The organism is Clostridium sp. CX1 (assembly GCF_025398335.1).
Taxonomy (GTDB): Bacteria; Bacillota; Clostridia; order Clostridiales; family Clostridiaceae; genus Clostridium_AM; species Clostridium_AM tanneri.
This window is the reverse complement of record NZ_JAODOO010000024.1, coordinates 13615-37293: the sequence shown is the minus strand read 5'-3', so window position 1 is coordinate 37293 and position 23679 is coordinate 13615. Positions and strand designations below refer to the sequence as shown.

General features: G+C 32.7%; 23 protein-coding genes and 1 pseudogene. 18 read left to right on the top strand and 6 right to left on the bottom strand.

Going from position 1 to position 23679, the window contains the following annotated elements; translation table 11 throughout:
- Positions 1-11: 11 nt before the first annotated feature.
- The gene (locus N4T77_RS18650; RefSeq protein ID WP_261673374.1) at positions 12-434 is read right to left on the bottom strand and encodes a GNAT family N-acetyltransferase; all 423 of its coding nucleotides are present in this window, start codon (positions 432-434) and stop codon (positions 12-14) included.
- A gap of 517 nt (positions 435-951) precedes the next feature.
- Here N4T77_RS18650 and N4T77_RS18645 point away from each other — a divergent pair.
- From N4T77_RS18645 to N4T77_RS20310, 12 genes and pseudogenes are all read left to right on the top strand, one after another.
- The gene (locus N4T77_RS18645) at positions 952-1635 is read left to right on the top strand and encodes a response regulator transcription factor (protein WP_261673373.1); all 684 of its coding nucleotides are present in this window, start codon (positions 952-954) and stop codon (positions 1633-1635) included.
- On the top strand, positions 1635-3005 hold the full coding sequence (locus tag N4T77_RS18640; protein WP_261673372.1) for an ATP-binding protein: 1371 nt from the start codon (positions 1635-1637) through the stop codon (positions 3003-3005). The genes N4T77_RS18645 and N4T77_RS18640 overlap by 1 nt, the downstream gene beginning before the upstream one ends.
- 188 nt (positions 3006-3193) lie before the next feature.
- Positions 3194-4369 carry a murein hydrolase activator EnvC gene (locus N4T77_RS18635; RefSeq protein ID WP_261673371.1) on the top strand — a complete coding sequence of 392 codons (1176 nt, stop codon included), beginning with the start codon at positions 3194-3196 and terminating at the stop codon, positions 4367-4369.
- Between the two features lie 154 nt (positions 4370-4523).
- The gene (locus N4T77_RS20230) at positions 4524-5564 is read left to right on the top strand and encodes a PocR ligand-binding domain-containing protein (RefSeq protein ID WP_315903183.1); all 1041 of its coding nucleotides are present in this window, start codon (positions 4524-4526) and stop codon (positions 5562-5564) included.
- A 165-nt stretch (positions 5565-5729) separates the two neighbouring features.
- Positions 5730-6275 (top strand): phosphodiesterase, encoded by a 546-nt coding sequence (gene yfcE / locus N4T77_RS18620; protein ID WP_261673370.1) that lies wholly within the window; start codon positions 5730-5732, stop codon positions 6273-6275.
- A gap of 222 nt (positions 6276-6497) precedes the next feature.
- Positions 6498-6764: a metal-sensing transcriptional repressor gene (locus N4T77_RS18615; RefSeq protein ID WP_261673369.1), complete on the top strand. Its 267-nt coding sequence runs from the start codon at positions 6498-6500 to the stop codon at positions 6762-6764.
- 18 nt (positions 6765-6782) lie between these two features.
- Entirely contained in the window at positions 6783-9233 is a 2451-nt protein-coding gene (locus N4T77_RS18610; RefSeq protein WP_261673368.1) for a heavy metal translocating P-type ATPase, read from the top strand.
- A gap of 127 nt (positions 9234-9360) precedes the next feature.
- Positions 9361-9570, top strand: coding sequence for a heavy-metal-associated domain-containing protein (locus N4T77_RS18605; RefSeq protein ID WP_261673367.1), 210 nt, complete (start codon positions 9361-9363; stop codon positions 9568-9570).
- Positions 9571-9906: 336 nt separating this feature from the next.
- On the top strand, positions 9907-10137 hold the full coding sequence (locus tag N4T77_RS18600; protein ID WP_261673366.1) for a glutaredoxin domain-containing protein: 231 nt from the start codon (positions 9907-9909) through the stop codon (positions 10135-10137).
- 151 nt (positions 10138-10288) lie between these two features.
- Positions 10289-11230: a thioredoxin-disulfide reductase gene (gene trxB / locus N4T77_RS18595; RefSeq protein ID WP_261673365.1), complete on the top strand. Its 942-nt coding sequence runs from the start codon at positions 10289-10291 to the stop codon at positions 11228-11230.
- Between the two features lie 237 nt (positions 11231-11467).
- Positions 11468-12616 carry an MFS transporter gene (locus N4T77_RS18590; RefSeq protein ID WP_396125165.1) on the top strand — a complete coding sequence of 383 codons (1149 nt, stop codon included), beginning with the start codon at positions 11468-11470 and terminating at the stop codon, positions 12614-12616.
- Between the two features lie 19 nt (positions 12617-12635).
- Positions 12636-12752: pseudogene (locus N4T77_RS20310) on the top strand (hypothetical protein); the annotation flags it as partial.
- A gap of 27 nt (positions 12753-12779) precedes the next feature.
- Here the strand turns inward: N4T77_RS20310 and N4T77_RS18585 are convergent.
- The 5 genes from N4T77_RS18585 to N4T77_RS18565 form a co-directional block, all read right to left on the bottom strand.
- Positions 12780-14108 carry a cell wall metabolism sensor histidine kinase WalK gene (locus N4T77_RS18585; protein WP_261673363.1) on the bottom strand — a complete coding sequence of 443 codons (1329 nt, stop codon included), beginning with the start codon at positions 14106-14108 and terminating at the stop codon, positions 12780-12782.
- Between the two features lie 11 nt (positions 14109-14119).
- Positions 14120-14782, bottom strand: coding sequence for a response regulator transcription factor (locus N4T77_RS18580; protein WP_261673362.1), 663 nt, complete (start codon positions 14780-14782; stop codon positions 14120-14122).
- A 252-nt stretch (positions 14783-15034) separates the two neighbouring features.
- Positions 15035-15955, bottom strand: coding sequence for a 4Fe-4S binding protein (locus N4T77_RS18575; protein ID WP_261673361.1), 921 nt, complete (start codon positions 15953-15955; stop codon positions 15035-15037).
- Positions 15956-16239: 284 nt separating this feature from the next.
- The gene (locus N4T77_RS18570) at positions 16240-16725 is read right to left on the bottom strand and encodes a flavodoxin family protein (RefSeq protein ID WP_261673360.1); all 486 of its coding nucleotides are present in this window, start codon (positions 16723-16725) and stop codon (positions 16240-16242) included.
- Between the two features lie 125 nt (positions 16726-16850).
- Positions 16851-17357 carry a hypothetical protein gene (locus N4T77_RS18565; protein ID WP_261673359.1) on the bottom strand — a complete coding sequence of 169 codons (507 nt, stop codon included), beginning with the start codon at positions 17355-17357 and terminating at the stop codon, positions 16851-16853.
- A 384-nt stretch (positions 17358-17741) separates the two neighbouring features.
- Between N4T77_RS18565 and N4T77_RS18560 the strand changes: the two genes are divergently transcribed.
- Genes N4T77_RS18560 through N4T77_RS18535 form a run of 6 tightly spaced genes read left to right on the top strand, consistent with a single transcriptional unit; the run spans position 17742 to position 23662 of the window.
- Positions 17742-18488: a class I SAM-dependent methyltransferase gene (locus N4T77_RS18560; RefSeq protein WP_261673358.1), complete on the top strand. Its 747-nt coding sequence runs from the start codon at positions 17742-17744 to the stop codon at positions 18486-18488.
- Positions 18489-18533: 45 nt separating this feature from the next.
- Positions 18534-19487 (top strand): nickel ABC transporter permease, encoded by a 954-nt coding sequence (nikB, locus tag N4T77_RS18555; RefSeq protein WP_261673357.1) that lies wholly within the window; start codon positions 18534-18536, stop codon positions 19485-19487.
- On the top strand, positions 19474-20310 hold the full coding sequence (gene nikC, locus N4T77_RS18550; RefSeq protein ID WP_261673356.1) for a nickel transporter permease: 837 nt from the start codon (positions 19474-19476) through the stop codon (positions 20308-20310). The genes nikB and nikC overlap by 14 nt, the downstream gene beginning before the upstream one ends.
- Before the next feature lie 49 nt (positions 20311-20359).
- The gene (locus N4T77_RS18545) at positions 20360-21916 is read left to right on the top strand and encodes an ABC transporter substrate-binding protein (RefSeq protein ID WP_261673355.1); all 1557 of its coding nucleotides are present in this window, start codon (positions 20360-20362) and stop codon (positions 21914-21916) included.
- Complete coding sequence (locus N4T77_RS18540; protein ID WP_396125162.1) at positions 21916-22761, top strand: ABC transporter ATP-binding protein; 846 nt, start codon at positions 21916-21918, stop codon at positions 22759-22761. The genes N4T77_RS18545 and N4T77_RS18540 overlap by 1 nt, the downstream gene beginning before the upstream one ends.
- The gene (locus tag N4T77_RS18535) at positions 22706-23662 is read left to right on the top strand and encodes an ABC transporter ATP-binding protein (RefSeq protein WP_261673354.1); all 957 of its coding nucleotides are present in this window, start codon (positions 22706-22708) and stop codon (positions 23660-23662) included. Before N4T77_RS18540 ends, N4T77_RS18535 begins: the two co-directional genes overlap by 56 nt.
- The last annotated feature ends 17 nt before the right edge of the window (positions 23663-23679 follow it).

The window sequence follows — 23679 nt, the reverse complement described above, 5'->3', positions numbered from 1 at the left end:
TTTTATTTAGGCTACTGGATAAATCCTTTAGTGCGCATGGAATCGTTGTTCACGAACTTTGCCATACCTGTAAGCATTTTAGAGTATCCCAATTTCTTATAGAAACTTTCTGCAGAAGGGTTTGCATATAATATTATATTAGTGCCTATTAGGTTTTTTTCAAGCTCGTCCATAATTATTTTGCCTATACCTTTTTTTTGATATTCAGGTAAAACGGCAATATCATATATTGCTGCCTGGTAGACACCGTCAGAAAGCGCTCTTCCTGTGCCGATTAATAAGTCATTATGAAATATAAATACTGAAATGTAACTATGTTTAAAGGCTCTTTCAGTATCTTCCAAGCTGTGAGTTGCTAATCCAGCTTTTTTTATTACTTCACAAACACTATACCAACTTATTCCTTCATAACCTAATTTAATAACATAATCCATAATTTCCTCCATTAAGTATAAGTAATTTCATATATTTATATTATTATAACACAGTATAATATTTTGGGACTTATATAATTAACTTAGACTAGTTTTAAATTTTAAATAAATATTAGTAACAATATTAGGGGATCAGAATACTATATTAATATAAGTTACTAGTGACTATGAACAAGAGATAAACATAGAGAGAAACTTTGGATATATAAGTGAGCAAACATTAAAGATTATAAGGAGGGATATTATATGTCAAGATGCACATCAAGACATTCATGTGGAAGAAGAGGAGAAGAGTGGTGGATACTCATATTAATCCTTATCGTATTCTGCAATGGTAGAAGAAGATGGTGTTAAGTTAAGACAAATACTAGGGAAACGAATTTTTCGTTTCCCTTTCTTAATGATATTTTTAAATATCAAAGTGAAAAAGTAATCTTATTCATATAATCTACATAATAATTGTGTATAATCATAGGATATAATACTGTAAAACATACATTAAGTTGAGGTGAACTATATGAACAATATTCTAATAATAGAAGATGAAGAAAAAGTAAGCAACGTATTAAAAGCATATTTGGAAAAGGAAGGGTATGGAGTTTATACTGCAGCTACTGGGATGAAGGGATTAGAAATATTCCAACTGAATAAATTCAGTTTAGTAATACTTGATTTAATGCTGCCAGATATTAGCGGAGAAGAAATATGCAAGGTTATAAGAGATAAGTCAGGAGTACACATATTCATGCTTACCGCTAAGTCAGCTTTGGAGGATAGGATAGAAGGTCTTAATATAGGTGCAGATGAGTATTTAATTAAACCCTTTAGTCCAAGGGAATTAGTTGCCAGGGTTAATGCTTTATTTAGAAGGTTAGAGGTAAATAATAATCTAACTTTGTCTTTTGATAATGAAAATCTTGTAATTTATAAAGACAGCAGGGTTGTAAATGTTAGGGGAAAAGAAGCTATGTTAACTCCTAATGAGTTTGATATTCTTTATGCTCTTGCAGCAAATAAAGGAAAGGTATTTACTAGAGAACAATTAATTGACAAGGTTTTTGGCATGGATTTTGAAGGATTTGATAGGACTATAGATGTTCATATTAAAAACATAAGAAAGAAAATTGAGGAGGATAGTAAAAAACCTAAGTATATTTTAACTGTCCCTAGAATAGGTTACAAATTTGGTGGTGACAGATAATGCATAGTATAAGGAGAAAGTTAAGTATTATAATTCTAGTTTGTTCTATATTAGCAACGGTTTTAACGGCTATTTTTGTAAATATAACAATAAGCAATAAATTTAGCAAGTATATGTTAGACATCCAAAATAAAAGAAATGATAGAATAGTACAATATTTTGAAGAAGTTTATAAGAGGGATAGGAGATGGACAAAGGATTCTGGAAGTGAATTAAAACATGAAGCCTTTATGAGTAATTATTGCATAACCCTTTTAGATGGTGATAAAAAGCTAGTGTGGATGATGGATCCAAATGATATTAGAGAAAGAGACCACTTCAAGGTTTTGGATAAAGATGTAAATAAGGGAGTTTACAATACAACTAATTTTCCTATTAGATATAATGGAACTACTGTTGGATATGTAGAGATAGGTCAATATTCTTCAGTTTTGTTATCTGCAGAAGACATTAATTTTAAACTATCCATAAATAAAGGTATTGTAGCTAGTATATTTTTGAGTCTTCTTATTATAATCGTTATTAGTATTTATGCCTCAAGGCAATTTTCAATACCAATTAAGGAAGTGTCTAATGTATCCGTGAGGTTATCTAATGGTGATTATGATCATAGAGCAACTGTAGATACAGACATATTGGAGATTGAAAAACTTAAGGGGAGTATAAATACTTTAGGAGAAAAGCTCAGCCAGCAGGACTTACTAAGAAAAAGATTGGTTTCTGATATATCTCATGAGATAAGAACTCCACTAAATATTCTTCAAAATAATTTAGAGGCTATGATTGACGGGATTTTTCCTGTGGATACGGACCAATTAATAGCTTTAAATGATGAGATTATTAGATTTGGAAAGTTACTGAACAATTTAGATGCTTTGAAGGAATTTGAAGCAGAAATAGTATCTATTAATAAAGAAGTAGTTTCTTTAGATAAGTTAATAGCTTTGGTGTATGAGGATTTTTTGGTTGCGTCAAAAGAGAAAAACATAAGTGTATACTATAATGCAAAAGCCGGCAAAGACTATACTATAATTGGAGACTTAGATAAATTAAAACAAGTATTTATTAATCTTTTATCTAATGCTATTAAGTTTTCAGACTATGGAAGTGAAATTTGGATCAATTTAACAGAAGCTAAAAATACTATAATTGTCACTATAAGAGATAAGGGTATTGGAATTAGTAAAGAGGATTTGCCTTTTATATTTGAGAGACTTTATAGAGGAGATAAGAGTAGAAACAGAATTGAGGGAAGTGGGATAGGACTAACTATAGTAAAGGATATCCTCACACTACATTCAGCTTCTATTAGTGCTAAAAGTGAAGAGGGAGAAGGTACTGAATTTATTATAGAATTTAAAAAAGCTTAAGGAGAAGAGAAAGACTCATTATTCATAGTATAAAATAAGTTCAAAATTGTATTTAAACTTTTAATGGAAAATTAAGTTAAATTAAAAAAGTTATCTATTTATTCATAAAGTCTTCATATTTATCTTTTATAATAGAAAAGTGGATTTTTAGACAAGATAAACCAAAGATAGATAGGAGAGGAATAAGAGTGAGACGGGGTATAGTTTTTATAATAAGTTTAGCAATCAGCAGTTCTTTAGTTTCAACAGTTTATGCAGCAAATTTACAAGAAAATCAAAAAAAGTTAAATGAAATAAACCAGTCCATTCAGGAAAAGAAGAGCAAACTTGAAGACATTAATAGTAACAAAAGTGATGTAGAAAAGGAAATGAATGCTTTAGATAAAGAAATGGGACAAGTGTCCTCAAAATTACAGGAGTTAAATAAGAATATTATAAGTTTAAACTCACAAATTAAGATAAAAGAAAAAGAAATTGATGAGAAAAAGAAAGAGTTTGACAGAGAAGAAGACTTATTTAAAGAAAGAGCTAGAGCTATGTATAAGTCAGGAAGTACAGGATACGTAGATGTCATCTTAAACTCAAGTGATTTCTCTGATCTTCTAAATAGGGTAGAAATGGTTAGGAGAATCATGGATTATGATAAAAGGCTTTTAGCTTATATTGATGAAAATAAAAAGAGTTTAGAGAGTAAGAAATCTCAATTAGAAGACAACAAGAAAAAGATAGTGAGTTTAAAATCAGAAGCAGATGAAAAATACAAGGTTTTGCAAGGAAAATCTAATGAAAAGAAGAATTTGGTTAGTAAATTAGAAAAGGACAAAAGCTTTTATGAAAATATGATTTCTAAGGAGCAATCTGAGTCAGAGGAAATTGCTAAGGTTATTCAACAAGCTAGGGCTTCAGAGGGAACAAAGACTAATCCATCTAGGGGTACTTCTGCTAGTCCTAGCTCCACATCAGTTAAAACTAATGGAAAGCTTTATAGTGTAACTGGTGGATCTTATCCAATTACCTCACCCTTTGGTATGAGATTTCATCCAGTATTAGGTTATAGTAGACTTCATGCTGGTATGGATATAGGAGTTCCTATGGGGACACCTGTATATGCTTTAAAAGATGGTGTAGTAATTGCTGCTCAATCTATGTCTGGGTATGGCAATGTAGTTATGATTAATCATGGTGATATTACTACAGTTTATGGTCATAATTCTTCTTTGGATGTCAGTGTAGGACAATCTGTAAAAGGAGGACAACTAATTTCTCATTCTGGTAATACCGGAGTTTCTTCAGGACCTCACCTTCATTTTGAAGTGAGAAATTCTAGTGGACAGCCTATAGAGCCTAGCGGATATTACAAATAAGAAATAGCTCAGTATCAACTAAGGTATTTAATAATTTATTAAAATCTGTTATAATTTACTCAATAAAAGAAGAACTTTGTGCATCAACAACCATATTGTTACAGTAACATATTTTTCAAGTTATAGAAATATTTAAATAATGGGGGATATGCAAATGATAAAAGAAACAGTTGTTAATAAATTTGACATAAGTACACTACAAATAAAAGATCTTATAGATATTGATTTACTACAAAAATTTCAAGATAATTTTGCTGAGAGTATGAATATTGCTAGTGTAACTGTAGATATTAATGGAAAACCGGTAACTAAGCCAAGCTCTTATACAAGCTTTTGTATGGATTTTACCCAATCTACTAATAAAGGGGTTAGCAGATGTGCTGAATCTCATAGGAGAGGTGGAGAGGAGGCTGCAAAAACAGGAAGGCCTTATGTGTATAAATGTCATGCAGGGTTAATTGATTTTGCTGCACCAATTCTTATTGATGGAAAGCAGATAGGAACTATCTTAGGCGGGCAAATTTTAACGGAGAATCCTATAGAAGAGGAATACATAAAAACTGCAGGGGAAATAGGAGTTAGTGCAGATGTGTATGTCAATGCAGTTAAAAAAGTTAAAATAACTACTGAAAAAAATGTGAAAGCTGCTGCTGAGGTATTATTCATCGTTTCAAATGCACTATCAAAGATTGGATATGAACAATACAAGCTTAAATCAATGTCACATACTCTTTCTGAGAACTTTAACCAGATATCAGCTGCGATGGAGGAATTAACAAGTTCTTCTGTAGAAGTTACTAATAACCAGCATATGTTAAGCAGAGAGATAAATCTAGTTAAGGATATTTCCATGGATATAAATACAATATTAGATTCCATAAAGCGAATAGCAGATAAAACTAATATGCTTGGTTTAAATGCTGCTATAGAAGCAGCAAGAGCAGGCGATGCAGGCAGAGGGTTTAGTGTAGTTGCCACAGAAATAAGAAAGTTATCTCAAAACTCAAAAGAAACCGTTTTAACAATATCGGAACTTACTAACAAAATACATCAATCATTAGACAAAACTATTGAATCATCAAATTCTACATTAGAAACTACGGAACAGCAGAGATTGGCTATTGAGGAAACAAACAATAGTTTGCAGCAGCTTGTTGTTTTGTCAGATGAACTGGGAAAGTTAGCAGACTCTTAATAAACTTTAGTTTTAGTAAATTCTATTAATAACATGGACTCGTATACTTTTGTAACGAGTCTTTTATTGTGGACATTATAAGTTAAAACTTAATTTACCCTAGTTTAAAATTGAAAAAATGTTAAACTATTAGTAACAAAAGATTTTAAGGAGGAATTTTTTAAGATGAAGATTTTTTTTGTGTCAGATATACATGGATCTATTTACTACGCTAAAAAGGCAATAGAGAAATTCCAAGAAGAAAATGCTGACTATATAGTTATCTTAGGTGATGAATTGTACCATGGAGCGAGAAATCCATTGCCCATAGAATACAATCCAAAAGAGGTAGCGGAGTTACTTAATGAGTTCTCAGATAAAATTATAGCTGTTAGAGGAAATTGTGATAGTGAAGTTGATGAAATGGTAATTAAGTTCCCTATGATGGCAACATACTCTATGGTACTTTATGAAGGTAAGAGATTGTTTCTAACTCACGGACATATTTACAATGAAAACAACCTGCCTAAATTAAGAGATGGGGATGTGTTTATTTACGGACATACTCATATACCTAAAGCTGAGAAAAATGAAAATATATTTATAATAAACCCAGGTTCAATCACTTTTCCAAAAGAGGATAATCCTAATTCCTATGGTATTTTAGAAGAAAATGTATTTAAAATAAAGGATTTGAATGGAAATATATTTAAAGAAATTAATTTAGAATAAAAAGATGATAAATAGACTATGTTATTTAATTATAAGGTAACATAGTCTACTTTTATGATGTTTTCTTTATAATTTCTTCATAATTATTAGGTAATATAGTTATAAAGGCTGTATAGGGAGTTTAATTTTATGAAAAAATAAAATCAAAAAATACACTTGCAATATTTTTAGAACAGTAGTATTATAATTACATAACACCCCCCAGGGGGGAGGAGGTATAAAATGAACGAAGAAAGAAAAAAAGCACTTCAATCCCTAAAAACTTCAAAGGGTCAAATTGAAGGCATAATTAAAATGATAGAAGATGGAAGATACTGTATGGATATATCCAATCAAATAATCGCAGCGCAGTCTCTTTTAAAGAAAGCTAATATGCTTATATTAAAGCAACATCTTAATCACTGCGTAAAAGACGCTTTTATTCATAATAGTGGAGAGGAGAAAGTAGATGAGATAATGGATTTACTTTCTAAGCTTATGAAAGATTAGCATGAAGGAGGGAAAGTAATGTCAAGTAAAACCTTAAAGATAGAAGGCATGACCTGTGCAGCTTGTGCCAAGGCAGTAGAAAGAGCTTCAAAAAAATTGGACGGAGTTACTGAAGCAAATGTGAATTTTGCTACAGAAAAGTTAACTGTAAATTATGATGACTCAAAGTTATCACTTTCAGATATACAAAAGGCTGTGGAGAAGGCTGGCTATAAGGCTTTAGTTGAAGCTATCACAAAAACTTTAAAAGTAGAGGGAATGACCTGAGCAGCCTGTGTTAAAACTGTCGAGAAGGCAGTAGGAAAATTAGAAGGAGTATATGAGGCAACAGTAAATTTTGCGTCAGAGAAGTTAACTGTAAGCTTTGATGCTTCAAAGGTTAGAATATCCGATATTAAAAAGGCAATAGAAAAAGCAGGTTATAAGGCTTTAGAAGAAGAAATTACTGTAGATGAGGATAAGGATAAAAAAGAGCAGGAAATAAAGAGTTTATGGAACAGGTTTATAATTTCGGCAGTATTTGGAGTTCCACTTCTTATAATTGCTATGGGACCAATGATTCTAGAATGGTTTAATTATATGCTGCCACCAGCTATTGATCCCATGATGCACCAGGAGGTATATGCAGTTATACAGCTCATACTATCAATACCTATTGTAGTTGCTGGTAAAAAGTATTTCACCATAGGCTTTAAAACTTTATTTAAAGGAAGCCCTAATATGGATTCACTTATAGCAATAGGTTCTACAGCAGCAGTTTTATACAGTGTTTTTTCAGTAGTACAAATACTTTCAGGAAATTATGAATATCATTTGTACTTTGAATCTGCAGGTGTGATACTTACATTAATAACTTTAGGTAAATACCTAGAATCAGTAGCTAAAGGAAAAACTTCTGAGGCTATAAAAAAGCTAATGGGACTTGCACCTAAAACTGCCATTATAATTAGAAATGGAAAAGAAGAAGAAATTCCTATAGAGGAAGTAGAAGTTGGAGACATAGTACTAGTAAAACCAGGTGAAAAAGTTCCTGTAGATGGGGAAGTAGTAGAGGGAGTTACCTCTGTAGATGAATCAATGCTAACTGGTGAAAGCATACCGGTGGAAAAAACTGTTGGAGATAAGGTTATAGGAGCTAGTATAAACAAAAATGGTTCTATAAGATATAAGGCAACGAGAGTTGGTAAGGATACAGCATTAGCTCAAATTGTTAAATTAGTAGAAGAAGCTCAGGGCTCTAAAGCTCCAATAGCAAAACTTGCAGACGTAATATCTGGTTATTTTGTTCCTGTGGTAATTATATTAGCATTAGTCTCTTCAGTAGGTTGGCTTTTATATGGTGAGTCAGCAGTATTTGCTCTTACAATATTTATATCTGTTCTTGTAATAGCTTGCCCATGTTCTCTTGGACTTGCTACACCGACAGCTATAATGGTGGGCACTGGGAAAGGTGCTGAATATGGTGTGCTTATAAAGAGTGGTACTGCCCTTGAAACGGCTCATAGAATACAAACTATAGTATTTGACAAGACAGGGACGATAACAGAGGGTAAGCCAAAGGTTACAGATATTGTAACTACATCAGATATAACAGAAGACTACTTGCTTCAACTAGCAGCATCTGCGGAAAAGGGTTCAGAGCATCCTCTTGGAGAAGCTATAGTAAAAGGAGCGGAAGAAAGAGGATTAGAGTTTAAGAAGATAGATTTATTTAAGGCAATACCAGGTCATGGAATAGAAGTTACTATAGATAACAAAAAAGTGCTTTTGGGAAACAGAAAGCTTATGGTTGAAAGTAATATTTCTTTAGAAAATTTAGAGAACACATCAAATAAATTAGCAGCAGAAGGTAAGACGCCAATGTATGTAGCACTTGAAAATAAGTTAATTGGTATAGTTGCAGTAGCTGATACAGTGAAAGAAAATAGTAAAAAGGCCATAGAAAAGCTTCATTCAATGGGAATAGAAGTTGCTATGATAACTGGAGACAACAAGAAAACTGCTGAGGCTATAGCAAAGCAAGTGGGAATTGATAGGATACTTGCAGAGGTTTTACCACAGGATAAAGCAAATGAGGTTAAAAAACTTCAAGCTGAAAATAAAAAAGTTGCCATGGTTGGGGACGGTATAAATGATGCACCGGCTCTAGCTCAAGCTGATGTAGGTATAGCCATAGGGTCTGGAACAGACGTTGCTATGGAGTCTGCAGATATAGTTCTTATGAGAAGTGATTTGAAGGATGTTGTTACAGCAATAGACTTAAGCAAGAAAACTATAACCAATATAAAGCAAAATTTATTCTGGGCATTTGGATATAATACATTAGGAATACCAGTAGCTATGGGTATCTTATATATCTTTGGAGGTCCACTGCTAAATCCAATGATAGCAGCTCTTGCTATGAGTCTAAGTTCTGTGTCTGTACTTACAAATGCATTAAGATTAAAAGGTTTTACTCCTACAGTATAGGATAAGGGACTTTAAGGTTTTTATAAAATGATATGAAAAACTTCATAAATCTCTGTTAAAAACTAAGATTTATAGTTGTTTATCTATATAAATTATATAAAATTTCATCAAGAAAGGGGAAATTAAAATGAAAAAGAAGATAATAGTTGAAGGAATGAGTTGTGGACATTGTGTTAATCATGTTAAAAATGCTTTAGAAGAGCTTAATGGGGTAACTAGTGTGACAGTTGATTTAGAATCAAAGACTGCAGTAGTTGAAGCTAGTGGAGAGCTTAGTGATGAAACTATAAAAGCTGCAATCGAAGATGCTGGATATGAAGTAGTAAGCGTTGAATAAGCTTTTTATTAATACAAAAGGTGGTATGTTTTAGAGCAAAACATATCACCTTTTTCTTGGTAAGTGGTGTGTTTTATAAGCAAATGACGTTATATTTATATATATTAGCAGAGAGTTTAATATATTCATATCTTTATAGAGATTTTTTTATAAATTCATATCATTATAGAGGTTATTATTGAATTATAAGCATATATTATAGGTTCTAAGTTACCCGAAAACTTAGTGGATAAAAGAAATCATTGCCTATTTAAGTAAATAGATAATAAGAGTATAAAAATGTGGCTTTAGCAAATTATAACTATAAATAATTCCGATATATAGGAGGAGAATAAAATGAATGTTATAGTTTATACAACAAAAACTTGACCATGGTGTACAGTGGTAAAGGATTACCTAAAGTCCAATGACGTTTCCTTTGAAGAAAAGAATGTTAGTGAGGATCCAGAGGCGGCTATGGAGATGATTAATAAGTCTGGCCAGAGGGGAGTACCTGTGATAGACATCAATGGGGATATTGTTATTGGTTTTGATCAAAATAAACTGGAGGATCTACTAGGTTTATAAGTTGATAAATTTTAGGACTGGTACTAGATTGAATTTTATATAAAGCTAGTCTCAGTCCTTATTTTAGCAAAAATCAAAGTTAAAAAATCTAATATTATGTTCATAAAGAATTTAGTTAGAAAGTATAATTGAAAAATAAGGAGAAGAGAAAATGACCAAAGAAATAAAGGAATTAGACTTAATGATAATAGGAGGAGGACCAGCTGGTCTTACTGCTGCAATATACGCCGCAAGAGCAAAAATGAATATGGTTTTACTTGAAAGTCAGATGTTAGGAGGCCAGGTTAGAACTAGCTTTACCATAGAAAATTATCCTGGATTTAAGACTGTGAAAGGCGATGAATTATCAGACTTAATGGCAGAACAGGCTAAGGAATTAGGGGCTAGTATGGAAAAATTCAGTCAAATTACTAACGTTACCTTAAGTGATGACGAAAAAGTAGTAGAAACAAAAAAATATACATATAAACCAAAGGTATTAATTATTTCTACCGGTGCTACGCCAAAGAAACTCCCTATTCCTAACGAGGAAAAGTTCTCAAGTAAAGGTGTTCACTATTGTGCTGTCTGTGATGGTGCAATATATGAAGGAAGTGTAGTTGCTGTTGTTGGTGGTGGGAATTCAGCTCTAGAAGAAGCTTTATTCCTTACAAAGTTTGCCTCAAAGGTCATAATGATAAGAAGAAAAGACTTTTTTAAGGGGGAAAAATCAACCATTGATGAAGTTTTAAATCATCCTAAAGTTGAGGTTATGTATAATTGGGATTTAGTTAATGTTGATGGTGAGCAATTTGTAGAAAAGGCCTTTGTAAAAAACACACAAACTGGAGAAGAAAAAGAGATAGCTGTAAGTGCGGTTTTTGGATATATAGGTACTGAGCCGAAAACAGAGTTGTTTAAAGAGTATTTAAAACTTACAGCAGGAGGATACATTATTGCTGACGAAAATATGCAAACTAACATAAAAGGAGTATATGCAGCTGGCGATGTTAGAGAGAAAGTGTTTAGACAGATAACAACTGCTGTTTCTGATGGAACTATTGCAGCTTTAGCAGCGGAAAAATATATTGTGGAGAGGAAAAGAAGTAGTTAAACCTATAAGGTATAAATATATTTGCAGTAAGTTTTCAGTCTATTGTTGACTAAAAAGGTATGTAATTTTAGAATAAGATGTGGGAAAAGAGTAGGTGCCATCTATATAACAAAGGTCAAGATACATTTTCGCCCTTGGTTATGTAGGTGGCATTTGATGAGAGGAGAATAAAGATTGAATTCAAAGAGTAATGTTATACGTGAGGAATTTATAATTACCCCTTCTTTAGTATTATTAATGGCTGCTGCATGCGGAATTACTGTAGCTAATATATATTATGCTCAGCCGCTTCTTTCAGAAATTGCTAGAACCTTTGACGTGTCACAGGCAGATATAGGAGTAGTAGCAATGCTTACTCAAATAGGTTATGCAATGGGAATGTTGTTCTTACTGCCCTTAGGAGATATAAGAGAACGGCGATCCTTAATTGTACTTATGTTATTTGTAGCTGCGGCTGCACTTATAATTATGTCTGCTTCATTTAACATAGGTATATTATTCTTTGCTGCTTTTGCTGTAGGCTTTACATCTATTATCCCTCAGCTTATTGTTCCTTTTGCAGCACAACTTGCTCTGCCTAGTGAGAGAGGGAAGATAATTGGAAATGTTATGAGTGGACTGCTTATAGGAATATTATTATCTCGTACCTTCAGTGGAATTATAGGCACTGCTTTTGGTTGGAGAACAGTGTATATTATTGCTGCAATCATGATGATGATTTTGGCAGCAGCTTTAAAGGCATTGCTTCCAGTAAGTCTGCCAAGCTCAAAGGTAGCGTATAAAAAATTATTAGGTTCTTTATGGGGACTCTTAAAAACTGAACCGATTTTAAGAGAAGCTTCAATTTCAGGAGCAATGTTATTTGCTGCCTTTAGTGTATTTTGGACAACGCTTGTTTTTTTACTGGAAAGCTCTGTGTATAATTTAGGTGCTCAAACAGCGGGGCTGTTTGGATTAGTTGGGGTAACCGGTGCCTTAGCTGCATCTTTAGTAGGAAGGGTTGCAGATAAAAAGAGTCCGAGATTTACTCTTGGTATGGCTATTGTTATTTGTATAATATCCTATGTTTGCTTTCTACTTTTAGGTTTCAAACTATGGGGGCTGATTATTGGAGTCATTTTGCTTGATCTCGGTACACAGGCTGGACAGGTATCAAACCAAGCAAGAATCTTTGCATTAAATGCAGAGGCCCGCAATAGGATTAACACAGTCTTCATGGTTTCTTATTTTATAGGAGGCTCTACTGGATCTATTCTTGGAGCATACAGTTGGTCACATTTTGGATGGATTGGAGTTTGTGTAACTGGTATACTATTTGATACGATAGCACTTATCTCTCATTTTGGACTAAGGAAGAAACTGTGTATGTATTTAGGGAAAAACTAAATCTAACACATCGTCGGTATCACAACATATTAAGTTTCTGGAGGAATATTATGATGTGACCTTAATTAAAAAACAAGGAAGGTCAATAGATTTAACCAAGGTAGGAAAAGTTCTTAGTCTTCAAGATAACATGTAAAAAAAGCGGAGCTTAATCCGCTATTTTTTATTTAAAGATTATACTATCCTTAGGTATAAAAAAGTAAAACTCTGTTTCTTCATTAGGCTGGCTTTTAACGCCATAAACAAAGCCATGAAGCTTTAGAAGTTCACTACAAATGGCAAGTCCAAGGCCCATGCCGCCCTTTCTAGAATGCTTGTAGTACCTATTCCAAATATCATCTAGCATGGAAGCATCAATACCTGTACCGTGGTCTTTAACAGAAATTTTCAGGTTACCATCCAGTAGGATAGCTGAAATCTCAACTTTACTATCATTAAAACTAAATTTTAAAGCATTATCTATAAAATTATATAAAACTCTATATATATGTTTGGGATCTGCATTTATCTGAACATTTGGTGAGGAAAAGGTCAATTCTATGTTTTTGCTGGCAGCAATAGACTTAAAGGTATTATGAAAACTGGTTAAAAATTCTTTTAGATTAAAGTACTCCTTATTAATAGGGTAAACCCCACCTTGTAATTTCGAAAGTTCAAGTAAGTCCATAACTAAGGAGTTCAATCTATCTACCTCTGAAATTATTGATTTTGAATATTCTTTTCTCTCTGGTTCATCTAGAATGTCATCATAAATTGCTTCACTATAGTTTCTTATTATGCTTAGAGGTGTCTTAAAGTCATGGGATACGTTAGCAATAAAATTTCTTTGAAGGACATTCCTTTTTCCTAAGCTTTCAGACATAGCTAGAAGGCTTTTTGATAAATCTTCTATTTCGTCCTTTGTATTTATATCTATGTTTATATTAAAGTTCCCTTGAGATATGTCATAGGAAGCTCTCTGCAATTCTAAAATAGGTTTAGTAAATCTCTTACCAAAGGCTGCAATAATAGGCACTGATAGCACTAAAGCAAATAAAAATACAAGCATTAGAATGAAATAAGCTATATTAAGATAACTGGATGAAAATTCGCTGTTTTGAATTATAATTATATCTCCTAAATCGCTGTGGTATTTATAATATAGAAATTCCGTATTCATAGGACTTTTAAAAGAGCCTTTTTCTTTTAAGTTTTTCAAGTCTATATTACTAAAAAGGGGCATCATTCCCATTCTACTATGACTTAAGGTAGTTATGGAATTTTCCTTTATGAGAAAGGCACTGAAATTTTGTGTCATTAAAGACGGTCCTAATGTGTCTTCCTTTGATTTAAGAATATCATATATTTTTTCTGCAGAATACCTAAGTTCTCTATACTGCATATCCATATAAAACTTAGATAGGAATATACTGCTAACAAAAAAGCAAATAAGTACAACAACAGTAATAATGGATATAAAATGTTTTATTAGTTTTTTCGTTATTTTTCCCATATATAATCTCCCTATAGTTCTATTTTATATCCAACACCCCATATGGTTTTTAAATTTTTCTCACAAAAGTTTAGTTTTTCTCTTAAGTTCTTAACATGAGTGTCTATAGTTCTAGTATCTCCAAGAAAATCATATCCCCATACCTTATCTAAAAGTTGCTCTCTCTTAAAGACTTGACCAGGATTTTTACAAAGGAATAACAGCAGATCAAATTCTTTAGGGGTTAGATTAATTTTTAAATCATTTTCTAAAACTGTTCTAGTATCTTCCGAAATTGACATGCCGTCAGATAATAAAAGTTCAGCTTTTGATTCCTTATTAATAATTCTTAGATTTACTCTAAGAACCAATTCTCTCATGCTGATTGGTTTAACCATATAGTCATCAGCCCCTAATTCTAGACCAAAAATTCTATCTTCCTCTTCACCCCTCGCGGTAGTTAAGATAACTGGTGTAGAACCTTTAGCTTTTATTTTTCTAAGCAGTGACCAACCATCTTTTTTAGGCATCATTACATCTAAAATTATTAGGTCAAAGGTATCTTCCTCAATATATTTTTCACCAGATTCTCCGTCGTAAACAGGGGTAGCTTCATAGCCTTCTTTTCTAAGATATAAGCACATTACTTCTGCCAACTTCTTTTCATCTTCTACTATCAATATTCTACCTTTCATAAAAATAACCTCACTTAAGTTTTTATACTGTAAATATTTTATAAATGACCTTAATCTTATAAGTATAAATATATTTTAAATATAAGTCTAATATAATTATACTAAAATATTTTAATAGAACTATGAATAAATTGTGATGAGTTTGTAAAGAGAACTGATAAATTATGTATTTTAAAGCAATTTATAAATACATAAGTAAATTCAATGTAAAAGAAGCGGCCTTGTAAGCCGCTTCTTTTATATTAGTAGCTGTTAGGATCTATTGATTATCTCTTCTTTTCTCTTTAGTATTTCAGCATTAAGAAGTGATTGCTGTACTTCTTTAAAACTAATTCTATCAATCATTTCACCGAATCTCTCACCAGTAACTCCATTTTCCTTATAGTATAATATTGACTTTTCAATAACATCCATAGCTTCTTCCTGGGTAAATATTTCACCTAAATCAGAACCTACTCTTGTGGTCTTTCCCCATTTACCGCCTATAAATATTTTTACTCCTTCTTGCTCTAGCTGTACTGCATCAAAGTGGCATTTTTTAATGCATAGGCCGCAGTTAATACACTTATTAGAATCAATGGTGATTTTTTCATCAACAACTTTGGCGGCCTTCATCCTACAAGAAGTTTCAACTGCACATTTTTGGCAGCTGGAACAGGATTTCTTATCAATTTTTGGTTTTTTCTGACCCATTATTCCAATGTCATTAAGGTTAGGTTTTATACAGTTATTTGGGCATCCACCAACACCTATTTTAAATTTATGAGGTAAGGTTACATCATACCAGCCTAAATAAAATCTTTCATGTATTCTTCTATTTAATTCTTGGGTGTCTAACAAGCCAAAATTGCATACAGTTCCTTTACAGGATACAACTGGTCTAACTCTTGGGCCTGTCCCACCAGCATAAAGTCCCACTTCTTTTAGTTCAGCTCTAACCTTAGGGATATCTTCATATTTAATTCCTGGAATTTCAACTGTTAACCTAGTGGTGAAACTTGCATATCCTTTACCATATTTAGCAGAGATATCGAAGATTTTTTTGCCTTCTTTCGGAGTTAAACTTCCATCTACAGTAATTACTCTGCATACAAAGTGCTCTCTGTCATTTTGTAGTATATAGCCTTGTCCTTTTAAATTTTTTATTTCTTGTTCAGTTAATTTTTTATTCAATCTAATACACCCCTTAAAAGTATTATACAGATAACTTAAAACACAACAATATTAATGATAACACCAATTTATACCAAAGTTCAATTAGATCTGTTAGCGAACTAATAAGCAAAACTTATGTTAACTAATATTCAAGGTTAAGGCATATGTATGTATAATTTGAAAGAAAGACTAATAAGCAAAAAGACCTAATGGAATATTGATCCTTTAGGTCTTTAAATAACCATTTTATAATCTATAGTTATGTTGTCAAGTTCATAACAGATATTTTTGTTAGTATTGTTTTAAGCTCCAAAAATCTCAAGAGATTTTTCAGCTACTCTTTGTCCTAAAATTCTAGCTCTATTTTGTTGCCACTCATCCCCATCTTTTATTGTTACTGCTCCATAGTGAGTAATAGGGCCTTTTTTTGTATGACCTGCAGAATAAATTAACATTCCCATAACAAGCATATGGCCTATCATAGATAATTCAGCAACATCCGCACCGCCACCAAGGAAGTTCTCTGTTGCAAAAACACTACCAAGTTTACCTTCAAAACTAATTTTATTAGTATCAAACCATTTTTTCATTTGCCAGGAGAAAGTTGCATGGTAGGTAGGACATCCAAAAATAACAGCCTTTGATTCTTCAATAAACTTTTCATCTAGTTCATCTATGCTCATAGACTTAACTTCTATGTCATCCTTTATTTTTGCTCCTTCAGCAATAATATCTGCAACCTTTTTAGTATTTCCCCCAACGGAATGATAGATAATTGAAATTTTCATTCTATCCCCTCTTTCTGTAAGTACTAATTGTAATATTAATGATAGATGTATTTTACCACATAATAGTTAATAATGTAATTACTAGTTTTACATTCAACTTATGGATGAGGGTGAGTTGTTATTACTTAATTAGAGGTGTTTGCAATGTTAAAATTGCTACAGTTCTGTCCCATGCCCCGTCCTCTACCAAAGCCATTTACTTTTCCTTGAGCAGGTCCTTGACCAAGAGTACAGTTTGCTGAGTTATCTATAATTCTTGCTTTAAGGGCATCTCCCTGTTCTTTTGTAACAGAGCCATTTTGAATAGCTTCATCTATAGTCTTAGTTCTTTCTTCAACCATAGCGGATTTAAACTGTTCGTCAGTTACTCCCTTTTCCTTTGCCAGGTCATAAAGAGTTTTTCCAGAGTTTTTAGCAGCAGCTATATCGCTGTCGCTTATTCCAAACTTATCCCTTAACAAATCAGCCATAAACTCATAACCTCGTTGACCAGTGATTCTTCCAAAGCCATAACCTTGAGGAATAGTATTAGTAGTTGTAGGTGAAACACTAGTAGAGTCAGCGTAAACTGTAGCTCCGGCTCCTAAGGCTAATGCCAGGGCAAAGGTTAGTATAAAATTTTTCTTTTTCATAATTAATACCTCCAAGTAATTTTTTTGTTTTGATGTTTATATAATAACTATAAATTATGAGGTAATTATGAGACAAATGTGATGAATTTGTGAAAATACTAAAGCTGTTTTAACTACTTGGTATTAAGTAGCAGCGTATATGAGGCATGAGAATGACAAGGTAAATCATAGTTTCAAAATGAAAAAAAGTGGTGAAAATTCTCAAAACGATATTAATCCTGTACCACTTTGAGAATTTTTACTACTTTAAACCATGTAGAATCTCTGTAATTAGTATGGCACAAATTTTGCTGTATAAAATTAAGTAAAGTAAATTTTAAATAATAAGCAATTAGTACGCATCTTTAAAAATTAGTATAAAAATAATAGAGGGGGAGAACTTAAATGGAGTTAAGTATTGAAAAGTATTGGAATAACAGAGCAAATACATACAGCGAAATGATAAATGAAGACATGAACAGTTTTAAAAAAGAGGCTTGGAGTAAAATTATAAAGGATAAAGTTTCAGATAAAAGTAGTGTGAAGGTGCTAGATATAGGTACTGGACCGGGCTTTTTTGCAATTATTATGGCTCAGATGGGATTTAATGTAACTGCAATTGATTCTTCAAAAAGTATGATTGAGGAAGCAAAAACTAATGCGGCATTAGCAGAAGTGAAGATAAACTTTATAAGAACTAACGGAGAAGATTTAGAGTTATTAGGAGAAAGCTTCGACCTAATTATTAGTAGAAATGTAACTTGGACACTAAAAGAGCCTGAAAAAACTTATAAAAGTTGGTTTAAACTTCTAAACAAGGGAGGAAGATTAGTTATTTTCGATGCTAATTGGTATTTTTACCTGTCCAGTTTAGAGCTAAAAGAGAAATATGAAAAGGATATGGAACTAGCTAGGAACATGGGATATGATTGTAAAACTAACGAAAAACAAAGAGAAGAATGTGAAGAAATTGCAAAGGATCTTCCACTTACATACAAGTTCCGTCCAGAGTGGGATAAGGAAGTGTTAGGAAAGTGCGGATTTGAAAAAGTAATAGTAGAAAAGGACATTTCAGATTATATATATACAGAAGATGAGAAAATAGCCTATAAAACAACACCTATGTTTAGTATATGTGCTTATAAGTTGTAACAAGTACCAAACTCTAGGGCAATATGGAGAGGGTGATAAGATAAGTTGCAAAAGTATATAGTAAAAAGATTAGTATATTTAGTTCCTGTTTTATTCGGAGTTACATTTTTAACATTTGCCTTGATATACTTTTCGCCAGGTGATCCAGCAATTCTCATGCTTAATGCTACAGGAGTTACTCCTTCTCCTAAACTTGTGGAACAAGTAAGGGAGGAACTAGGATTAAATAGATCATTTTTAGTTCAGTATTTTCATTGGTTACTTGGTGTATTTAAAGGTGATTTCGGAATTTCGTACAAATATAATAAACCTGTGTTAGATTTAATAATATCGAGTTTGCCTGCTACGATAAAGCTTGCAGGACTATCAATGATTATGATGATGGTTATAGCACTGCCGCTAGGCATTATATCTGCATTAAACAAGAATAGAATATTAGATTATGCAATTAGAATAATATCCTTTGTTGGAATATCAATGCCAGGATTTTGGGTTGGACTATTGCTCATATATATATTTGCATTAAAGTTTAAAATACTGCCAGTGATGGGCGATTCTGGCTGGGAAAGTATTATATTGCCCGTTGCTACTTTAACCATCGCCATGGCATCAAAATATATAAGACAGATTAGAGTAGCTATATTAGAAGAAATATCTCAAGATTATGTGATTGGTGCTAAAGCTAGAGGAATTAAAGGTAGAGTTATACTATTAAATCATGTCTTACAGAGTTCATTGCTGTCAATTGTAACTCTATTGGGGTTATCTCTGGGGTCTTTACTGGGAGGAACAGCAATTATTGAAACAATTTTTTCTTGGCCAGGTGTAGGCAAGCTAGCTGTAGAAGCTATATTTGATAGAGATTACCCATTGATACAAGGTTATGTTTTATGGATTACAGTTATTTATACAGTAATTAATATATTAGTTGACGTTTCATATTATTTTTTAGATCCCCGTATCCGTTTAGAAAAGAGGGCTAATTATGAAAGGTTCTAGTTTAATTTTTAGAAAAAATAAGTCATTTATATGTTTTTGCACATTAGCAATGATATTAGTTTTAATAAGTCTACTTGCGCCACACATAGCCCCACATGACCCTCTTAAAACCAATATGACAAATTCACTTCAAGGACCAAGTGGTGAATTTCTGCTAGGTACAGATAATCTTGGAAGATGTTTACTTTCAAGATTGCTATATGGAGCACTGAATTCCTTAAAAATGACCTTTTCTCTGGTTATAATAGCCTTTATAGTTGGCACAGCAATGGGGATGGTGTCAGGTTATTTGGGGGGAATAGCTGACACAATAGTAATGAGGTTTTCCGATGTTTTTCTTGCTTTTCCAGGAATTATTTTTGCTATTGCTATTGCAGGGGTACTTGGACCTAGCTCAATAAACACTGTTATAGCTCTAGCCGTAGTAGACTGGGTAAAGTATGCTAGAGTAAGCCGTAGCTTAGTAATGTCAGTTAGAAAAAAAGATTATATTAAGGCAGCTAAAATGGGAGGCGCTAAGGAATATAAAATAATTTTAAAATACATATTACCAAATATAATACCATCTCTTATTGTAATGGCCACCATGGATATTGGAACTATGATGCTTGAAATATCATCTCTTTCATTCCTAGGTCTTGGTGCTCAGCCGCCTACTCCAGAATGGGGATATATGCTCAATGAAGGAAGAAACTACATGCAAACTGTACCAGGGCTAATGATATATCCAGGTATAGCAATATTTGTAACGGTTATGATATTCAATTTATTAGGGGATGGTATAAGAGATATGTTAGATCCAAACAAAGAATATGGTAGGTAATACACTATAAAGATTTTAATAAAGTCCATTAAAAAGGAGAGATTTACAAATGAAAATTCAATTAACGAAGAAGCTAGCATCAATACTGGCAGCTGCTTTATTATGTACAAGTCTTACAGCTTGCAATAATAGCGCTGCTGTAAATAAAAGCAATAATGAAAAGGAAAAAAACATTATATTTGGATTAAATAATTTTCACACTAATCTAGATCCTGCCCTTGAATTTAATGGCTGGTTTGTTTCTAGGTTTGGAGTAGGTGAAACTTTAGTTAAATTTAATAAGGATATGAAGATAGAGCCTGCTATAGCAGACTCCTGGCAAAGAGTAGATTCTTTGACATGGAAGTTTCATATTAGGGAGAAAGTTAAGTTCCATAATGGCAAAGCAGTTACTGCTGAGGCTGCAAAATTATCTCTCGAAAGAGCATTAAAATTAAATCCGAGAACACAGGAGATACTATTTGTTAAGGCTATAGTTGCAAGTGGACAAGAACTTACTATAACTACTAAAACACCACATGAAGCATTTTTAGGTAATATTGCAGATCCTCTTACTACAATAGTAGATACTAGTGCGGCGGCAGATAGCTTTGAAAGAGCTCCTGTGTGTACTGGCCCTTTCAAGGTTAAATCTTATGTTGCAAACTCACAGGTGGTAGTAGAAAAATATAAGGATTACTGGGGAGAGAAGGCTCCTTTAGATGAAGCAACTTTCAAATATATTAAAGATGACAACACCCGTGCTATGGCATTACAGTCAGGGAAAATTGATGCTGCAACCAATATTCCCAGTAATAGCATCTCACTATTTAAGGACAAAGCTAAATATAATATAGATAAAATTTCTAGCCTTAGAATAATACTATCCTATGAAAACTTAAATAATGAGTTTTTAAAGGATACAGCAGTCCGTAAAGCTATTGCTTTAGGCGTTGACAGAGAAACCTATGCTAATACTTTGTTAAAGGGTAGTGCGGTATCGGCCCTTGGACCTTTTCCAGGAGTACTGCCCTTTGGTAATATAAAGCTTAAAGGATATAAATATAATAAAGCAGAAGCATCTAAGATTTTAAGTAGTGCAGGGTATCAAGATGCAGATGGAGATGGTATTTTAGAGAAGAATGGTAAGAAGTTAGAGCTGAATTTAGCTTTTTATACAACTCGTTCAGAACTGCCTGTGATTGCAGAAGCAATGCAAGCACAACTTAAGGAAATTGGTATAGCAACTAAGCTTCAATCTTACGAATCTGTTGCAAATGTATTAAAGAGTAAGAACTTTGATCTTTGCTTATTAAGTGTAAATACAGCAGTAACAGGAGATCCGCAGTCTTTCCTAGAATCATATTTTAAAACAGGAGGAAGTGAAAATTATGGTGGGTACAGTAGCAAAGAGGTGGATGCACTTATTGACAGATTAAGGACTGAACAAAATACTGAGGCAAGATATGATATTGCCACAAAAGTACAGCAGAAATTATTAGAGGACAATGCAGATATATTCTTGGTTTCACCAATGCTTAATATAGTTAGTAAAAATTCAGTTACTGGACTACAAATGCATCCTCTTGATTACTATATTTTAGATAACAAGGTGAGTATAAAATAATGAATAGGGAAATTTTAGAAGTTAAAAATTTGTCTATAAAATATGGGATGGAAGCTCCGGTTGTAAAAAATGTAAATATGTCAATTGGTCATAAAGAAATAGTAGGAATTGTAGGTGAAAGTGGAAGTGGAAAGTCAACCCTTATACGATCCATATTAGGATTGCTTCCAAAAGGAAGTTCTATTTCATCAGGAGAAATAATTTTTAAGGAGAAAAATCTATTAGAGTGTTCTAAGAAGGAATGGAGAGAAATTCGGGGAACTAGGATAGGAATGGTATTTCAGGATGCTGGAAGATCACTAACGCCTATTAGGAAGATTGGAGATCAATTTATTGAAAGTATAAGGAGTCACTTTTCTATTTCGAAAGCTGCTGCCTATAATGAGGCAGTTAAAATGCTTAAAAAAATGTACTTAAAGAAGGAAGACAATATAATGAACTCTTATCCATTTCAATTGAGTGGAGGTATGAAGCAAAGAGTAGCTATTGCAATGGCAATGACTATGGAACCAGAACTTTTTTTAGCAGATGAGCCTACTAGTGCTCTTGATCCAACTGTACAAGCACAGATTGTAAGACAGATGATGGAATTAAGAAATAACTTTAACACAAGCATAATAATAGTAACCCATAACATTGCATTAGCGTCATATATCTGCGATACCATAGGGGTAATGCATCAGGGAGAATTAGTTGAGTGGGGGACTAGAGAACAGATAATAGACAGCCCAGGTTGTGAGCATACTAAAAATCTGTTATCAGCAGTGCCTCAATTGGAGGAGTGTAACCTTGTTAGAAAAAAATCAGCCTATATTGAAGACAAAAAACGTTACGAAGCAGTTTAATTTGCCAGATGGGAAAAAATTAACTGCAGTTGACAACGTAAGTCTAGAATTATATTCAGGAGAATGTTTAGGTATAGTTGGAGAAAGCGGATGTGGTAAAAGTACTTTAGCAAAGATAATTGCACATTTGGAAACTATAAATACTGGAAGTATTATCTATAATAATAGGGATATTAGCAATTTAAGAGGAGAAGATCTTAGACAACATAGAAGAAAATTACAGATGATATTTCAAGATACTTCTGAATTCTTTAACCCTCGTATGAAGATTGAGGACTTTGTAAGCGAGCCGCTATTAAATTTTAAGATTATGAACAAATTAGAAGCTAAATATGAAGTGAAAAAACTTTTACAAATGGTTGGGCTCACTGATAACATTTTAGAAAGATATCCTCATCAGTTAAGCGGAGGGCAAAAGCAGAGAGTTGCAATAGCTAGAGCATTGTCCCTAAAACCTGAAATTATAATATGTGATGAGATTACTTCCGCTCTAGATGTATCTACTCAACAGCAAGTAATTGACCTTCTTATGAATTTGCAGAAGGAAAAAGGATTGTCTTATATTTTTATTGGGCATGATTTAGCTGTGGTTAGAAACATTAGTGACAGAATCATAGTAATGTATCTTGGACAAATTGTTGAAATTATTGATAGTCATAGACTTACTACAGATGCAGCTCATCCATATACAGAAACATTATTGTCTTCAGTGTTTTATATTAAAGGTAGAAATGATCATGAGATAAGTATAGTTACAGAGGAGAGAGAAACTACTTCTTCTACAGAGTCTGGTTGCGGTTTTAAATGGAGATGTACAAAATGTACAGATAAGTGCTTTGAGGAAAAACCAGACTTAAAAGAAATAAAAACAAATCATATTGTTGCCTGTCATATGCTTTAATTGAATAAAAAAGTTCA